At 57.8% G+C, this 3,686-nt stretch carries 2 protein-coding genes; both read left to right on the top strand.

What is annotated here, in order from left to right; genetic code table 11:
• Positions 1-1,955 precede the first annotated feature (1,955 nt).
• Positions 1,956-2,375, top strand: a complete 420-nt coding sequence (locus tag ACW7G5_RS14585; protein WP_457005710.1) for a hypothetical protein — start codon at positions 1,956-1,958, stop codon at positions 2,373-2,375.
• A gap of 169 nt (positions 2,376-2,544) precedes the next feature.
• Entirely contained in the window at positions 2,545-3,072 is a 528-nt protein-coding gene (locus tag ACW7G5_RS14580) for a hypothetical protein (protein ID WP_457005709.1), read from the top strand.
• The last annotated feature ends 614 nt before the right edge of the window (positions 3,073-3,686 follow it).

Genomic DNA, 3,686 nt, shown 5'->3' with positions numbered 1-3,686 from the left:
TTGGGCTGCCGCACGTCGGGCGCAGGTGCCAGGGAACGGCGGCCTAACGAGTCGTTCAAGCCGATGCCGCTTCGCGGCACGGCTTAACTCTGGTGTTAGGCCTTGTTTCCCGCACTGTTGTTGCCAGGTTCCAGGCGATCTGTAGCGCATCGCTTATCTGCAGCGTTTGCACCTCGCACGCGCGGTGCAGGCATCGGCAGTCAGCCCTGCAGCGCCTCGGCTTCGGACTGGCGCTACTCTTTGCAAGATTCGACCGGCCGAGTCGGCTTCGGACAGGGCGCTGTGAGAGTTCTTGGCCGCGCGAGTCGCTGGTTTTGGCTTCGGCACCGGCAAGTGCCAGCCTCAGGCCGTTCGGCCAGACTTGTTGTAGTGTTCGACTCAGGGGTTGGGCTGTCGCAAGGTCGGGCGCAAGCTCGGAGTGCGGCGGCCTAACAAATCGTTCAAGCCGAAGCCGCTTCGTTACGCAAAACACATGGCAGGTAAAGCTTGCCATGCGTTTCGCTCCACTACGCGTCTCGGCTTAACTCTGGCGTTAGGCCTTGTTTCCCGCACTGTTGTTGCTGGGTTCCAGGCGATTTGTAGCGCGTCGCTTATCGGCAGCATTTGCACCTCGCACGCGCGGTGCAGGCATCAGCAATCAGCCCTGCAGCGCCTCGGCTTCGGACTGGCGCGACTCTCCGCAAGATTCGACCGGCCGAGTCGGCTTCGGACAGGGCGCTGTGAGAGTTCTTGCCCGCGCGAGTCGCTGGTTCTGGCTTCGGCCCCAGCAAGTGCCAGCCTCAGGCCGTTCGGCCAGACATGTTGTACTGTTCGGCTCAGGGGTTGGGCTGTCACAAGGTCGGGCGCAAGCTTGGCGTGCGGCGGCCTAACGAGTCGTTCAAGCCGACGCCACATCGGGGCGCAAACCACATGGCAGATACAGCTTGCCATGTGCTTTACGCCCCGCTGCGGCGCGGCTTAACTCTGGTGTTAGGCCTTGTCTCCCGCACTGTTGGTGGCAAGGTCCACGCGGGTTCCAGCATTTCGCTCATCCACGGCATTTGCACCTCGCACGCGCGGTGAGCGCATCGGCAGCCGGGCCAGAAGCACCTCGGCTTCGGGGAGGCGTGACCCTCCGCAAGATTCGACCTGACGAGTCGGCTTCGGACAGGACGCGGTGAGACTTCTTGGCCACGCGAGCGGGCCTACTTCGCTCCGGTTGTCCCAGGTGCCAGCCCAGACTCTGCGCCAAGACTTGTTGTACTGTTCGGCTCAGTGGTTGGGCTGTCGCAAGGTCGGGCGCAAGCTCGGCGTGCGGCGGCCTAACAAGTCGTTCAAGCCGAAGCCGCTTCGTTACGCAAACCACATGGCAGGTAGAGCTTGCCATGTGCTTCGCTCCACTACGCGTCTCGGCTTAACTCTGGCGTTAGGCCGCATATGAAACGCTTTCTCAGCTTGATAGTTCTGTCTCTGGCAACCTCGCCGGTGCTCGCCTTGGATCCTCTAGACCAGGGAGTGTTTGCTCTCGTGAGCAACAAAGGAACCGTTACCAATAAGGTAGCCAGGCTCAGTTTGGTTGAAGGGCAGTGGCACGTTGAAGATCGCCGGTCAGATGGAACTTGGCAGGACGTAACTTGTGGCCGGGATTGTGCCTTGAGAGTCTCTACTTCAGCTGAAGTGAAAGAGTTCACTAAAGACACGTATCTTGTCGATACGACCCTTGCCTGCGTTCACAACATGGCCTTCGCTTTCTGCAGTGATGCTTCTGTTACTTACCACATGCTTGCGTTCTCAGAGGGGCAGGTTATTCCGCTCTCGTGGGTTCGTCTGAAAACGGACCCGTTGCCTCCGGCAGATGCGCCCTAACAATGCGTTCAAGCCGACGCCGCATCGGGTCGCAAACCACATGGCAGGTACAGCTTGCCATGTGCTTCACGCCCCGCTGCGGCGCGGCTTAACTTAGGTGTTAGGCCGCAATGGACTCCTCTCTGATCCCCAAGCTCATCAGGCAGAGACGGCGCTTGTTCCAAAGCTACATTGTCCATGTCGTCTGGTTCGCCGCCATGATCGTCACAGCCATTGCCCATTCGTCCAAGACCGTAATTGCGGCTTCAATTCTTCTGGCGCTGGTAACGGTCCCTCCGGTCATTGCCTACGCGGCTGCGGTGCACCGAACGTGCCGCGCCATTGATCCAACCGCCAAGACAATTGGCCTCATCCCAATGATCATCATGACGGTGCTGTTCACCCCATTCGAGTCCGGTCTGGTGGTCCCAGCCAAGAACCTATTGGTATCTGGCAGGTTGGTGCGGCAGCATCAGTCTGCTTCGGCAGGGCCCGGTGCTTCTACTCCATCAGACCCAAGTTTGCGGCCAGATTGCAGCAAGTTGTTGTAGTGTTCTGGCTCAGGGGTTGGGCTGCGGCAGTCTTGGCGCAGGAGCCGGGTAGCTGCGGCCTAACAAGTCGTTCAAGCCGAAGCCGCTTCGTTCCGCAAAGTACATGGCAGATACAGCTTGCCATGTACTTTGCTCCACTACGCGTCTCGGCTTAACTTAGGTGTTAGACGTGTCTGCAAACTACAAGGCAATCATGCAAATTAAATCTACTGCACTCGTCCTTCTAATCGCCATCGCAGTAGCCGGCTGTGCAAAGAATGAAACATCCACAGGAGCAACCGGCGCCCCTGTCGCAACATTGGCTATCGCTGGCGATCCTGCACTGGTCCTGGTTACGCAGCTGCACTTGGGGGCAAACCTTGAGCAGATGGCGAATCAGGTCGCGCGATCGACGCATACATATGGCATGGTCGCGGAAAAATATGGCGCGAGTCAGGCACCTGCGGTGGTCGCCAAACAAATTCGCGCATTGCTCCCAAACTATCAAAATCGCTGGAACGAAAACCTAGCGGCTAGTTACTCCGCCCACCTATCACAAGATGAATTGCGCTCGCTGGCGACTCTAGGCAGTGAGTCCCCTTACGCTCAGCGGCTTCTTACAGTACGCGGTGCGGTGTCGTCGGACATGAAAACGAGGTCTGAACCACTTCTCAATGAGTTGGTCACAAACGCACTGGTCAATGCAGTCTCACCGTGACACGTCTAACAATTCATTCAAGCCGAAGCCGCTTCGCGGCTCGGCTTAATTCAGGTGTTAGGCCGCTAATGGAGCACCATGAATACTGATCAATTTTATGAGATAGCGCTTGACGAGTACGAATCAAACAGAGCAGATAGGGCCCTTGTGGCTAGAGCTTTGGTGAGGGCAAATGGCGATGAGGCCAAGGTGAAGGTTGAGTACATCAAGCTGCGAGTTTCACAACTTAGTTCTCGCTCTCCAATAGAGCCTCCACGTGGCGTCATCGCAAGAATTCTGACTGTCGAACAACCTCGTGACACCTCTTCACAGGCGCACGGAGAATATATTGCAAGGGTCATGTTCCGCGTCGCACTAGTGCTTCTTCCATGCCTACTGCTACTCCTTTTCGCCATATTTATTCTCGCCGAATAGCGGCCTAACAATTCATTCAAGCCGACGCCGCTTCGCGGCGCGGCTTAATTCAGGCGTTAGGCCTTGTTTCCCGCGCTGTTGTTGCCGGGTTCCAGGCAATCTGTAGCGCCTCGCTTATCCGCAGCGTTTGCACCTCGCACGCGCGGTGCAGGCATCGGCAGTCAGCCCTGCAGCAGCTCGGCTTTGGACAGGCGCGACTC

The sequence above is a fragment of the Luteimonas sp. A501 genome, assembly GCF_054052085.1.
This window is presented reverse-complemented; position numbering and strand designations above follow the sequence as displayed.